Source organism: Streptomyces sp. NPDC051051 (assembly GCF_040682975.1).
Lineage (GTDB): Bacteria > Actinomycetota > Actinomycetes > Streptomycetales > Streptomycetaceae > Streptomyces.
In genome coordinates this window covers 1-2,969 of sequence record NZ_JBFBCB010000130.1, presented here as the reverse complement: position 1 = coordinate 2,969, position 2,969 = coordinate 1, and the positions used below count along the sequence as shown (strand labels likewise).

The 2,969-nt window shown below is 71.3% G+C and carries 1 protein-coding gene; it reads right to left on the bottom strand.

Annotated features, from left to right (window positions below; genetic code table 11):
• On the bottom strand, positions 1 to 2,969 hold a 2,969-nt coding region (locus AB0N31_RS36375; protein ID WP_366062818.1), incomplete at both ends, for an SDR family NAD(P)-dependent oxidoreductase.

The window sequence follows — 2,969 nt, the reverse complement described above, 5'->3', positions numbered from 1 at the left end:
CCCTCCGCGAACGCCTTGCACCGACCATCCCCCGCCAACCCACCCTGACGACCGAACTCCACGAACGCACCCGGCGTCGACATCACCGTCACACCACCGGCCAGCGCGAGATCACACTCCCCCGACCGCAACGACCGCACCGCCAGATGCAGCGCCACCAGCGAAGAGGAGCACGCCGTGTCCACCGTCACCGCCGGGCCCTCCAGACCCAGCACATAAGCCAGCCGACCCGACAGCACACTCGCCGCACCACCCGTGCCGACATACCCCCCGAAGTCACCCTCCGACCTACTCAACAAAGCCGGATAATCCTGCCCGTTGGTGCCCGCGAAGACCCCGACCTGCCGACCACGCAACGACCGCGGATCCAGCCCCGCCCGCTCCACCGCCTCCCACGAGGTCTCCAGCAGCAACCGCTGCTGCGGATCCATCGCCAACGCCTCACGCGGAGAGATGCCGAAGAAGTCCGCGTCGAACCCGGCTACATCGTCGAGGAAGCCGCCCACACGGACGTAGTCGGAGTGCGGCGCACCGTTGTCCGGGCGTACGTAGCGTTCATAGAGCTCGGTCAGGCCGCTCCAGCCGCGGTCGGTGGGGAAGGCGGTGATGCCGTCGCGCCCTTCCTCCAGCAGCGCCCACAGACTCTCCGGGGAGTCGACACCCCCAGGGAAACGGCAGGCCATCCCGACGATCGCCACCGGCTCGTCGGCCGGGCCCGCAGGGCGGGCGACGGTCGCCTCCCCGGGCACGGTGTCCTCGCGCAGTTCACCGTAGACGTGAGCCGCGAGATCCTGCGGGGTCGGATGGTCGAAGACGGCCGTGGCCGGCAACGCGACGCCGCAGGCCGCCGCCAGGACGTTGCGCAGTTCCACGGCGATGAGCGAGTCGACGCCGAGATCGCGGAACGCCCGCTCCGGGCCCACCTGTTCGGGCCCGCTGTAACCCAGGACGGCGGCAGCACGCTCGCACACCTCGTCCAGGACAAGACGCTGTGCGGCCTCACGGGACAGGGAGTTGACGCGGAGGCGGAAACTGTCCGTGGCGGTACCGGCGGCACGGACGACTGCCTGGCCCGGAGCGGTCGTCGATGCCGGGCACAGCGGTGCGAGGAGTGCGCTGGGACGAGCCGCGGTGAACGCCGGCACGAAGCGGCCCCAGTCGGCCGCGACGACCAGTCGGGTGGCGGCTCCGGCTTCGATCAGCGCTCCGAGCGCCGACACCGCGGTCTCGGGATCGAGCGGGGTGACCGCCCCCTGTGCGCGGCGCCTGCCGCCGGCGGTCGCGGCCATTCCGGCGCCTGCCCAGGGTCCCCACGCGAGGGACGTCGCCGGCAGGCCCTCGGCCCGCCGACGCTCGGCCAGCGCGTCCAGCACGGCGTTGGCGGCCGCGTAGGCGCCTTGGCCGGGACCGCCGACGGTCCCGGCCAAGGAGGAGAACAGGACGAACGCGGTGAGGTCGGTCCCCCTGGTCAGCTCGTCCAACAGCAACGCAGCCCCGGCCTTGGGGCCCATCACGCGCCGCACCTGGTCGGGACCGGTGGTGAGGACCGTCGCGTCGTCCAGGGTTCCGGCCGTGTGGAACACCGCGTCGACGGAATGTTCGGCGAGGAGGGTCGCCAGATCCTCTCGTACGGAGACGTCCAGGGCCGCCATGGTCACGCGGGCGCCGGACTGTTCCAGCTCGTCACGCAGTTCCACTGCCCCGGGCGCGTGTTCGCCCCGGCGGCTGACCAGAAGGAGACGGCGAGCGCCCCGCTGGACGGCCCAGCGTGCCACCTGAGCCCCCAGGGCGCCTGTTCCGCCGGTGATGAGCACGGTGCCGTCGCCCGGTGTCCAGCCGGCGGAGGGCGTACGCGGCGCGGCGGGCTTCAGCCGACGTCCGAACATGCCGTGGGAACGCAGGGCGATCTGGTCCTCGCCGGGCTTCAGACGTGTCAGCGCCGACACCAGACGCGTCCAGACACGCTGATCCGTCCGCGCGGGGAGGTCGATCAAACCGCCCCAAAGGTCCGGGAGTTCCAGCGCGGCCACCCGGCCCAGCCCCCAGACGGCACTGTGGGAGACGCGGGTGACGCGGTCCGGGCCGCCGACGGCGACGGCTCCCTGAGTGATCGCCCACAGCTTCGCACCAGGAATCCTCCGGGCCAGCGCCTGGACCGCGGTGAGAGTCGCTACGACAGCGTCGGTGGACGTGGAGAAACCGAGCAAGGAAAGGATGCCGTGCCTGACTCCGCCCACTTCCGCGACGGTCCGGAGAGAAGAGGCGCAGGCATCGGGATCGGCGGCGTCGACCTCCCCGGCCTCTACCGTCAGCCCTTGGGCGCGCAGTCCTTCCACGAGGTCGTCGGCCAAGGCCTTGACCGAGGCGTCCGCATCGTCAGGAATCAGTACCGTCCAGCGATCCACATGTGCGGCCCCGGCTGCGGCAGGCACCTCGTCCTCGCCCGTCAGAGGACTCCAGGAGACCTCGTGGCACAGGGCGTCCAGTTCCGCCTGCCGCTGTTGGCGCCGATACCAGTCCGACAGGGCGGGAACCACCGTGTCGAGGGTGCCCGGCGTGAGGTCGAGGTCCGCGGCGAGACTTGTCACGTCCTGTCGTTCGACGGCGGACCAGAAGGCCGCGTCGATGACGGCAGAGGGTCGGGCGGGACCGGCCGGGGCACCCTTGGCGGACTCGTTCGGACCCAGCCAGTAGCGGCTGCGCTGGAAGGGATAGGTGGGCAGATCCACCACGGGTACGCCCTCGCCGCCCAGCACCGCGGTCCAGTCGACCTCACCGCCGTCGACGTGCAGGCGTGCAACGGCCCGTAGGACGGCAAGCCGTTCCGGGTCGTCCTTGCGCAGGACCGACAAGAACAGTGAACCGGACACGTCGGGAAGGCAGTTCTGGGTGAGGGCGGTGAGGGTGGCGTCGGGGCCGAGTTCGACGAAGCGGGTCACGCCCTGCGCGGCCAGGGTGGTGACGCCGTC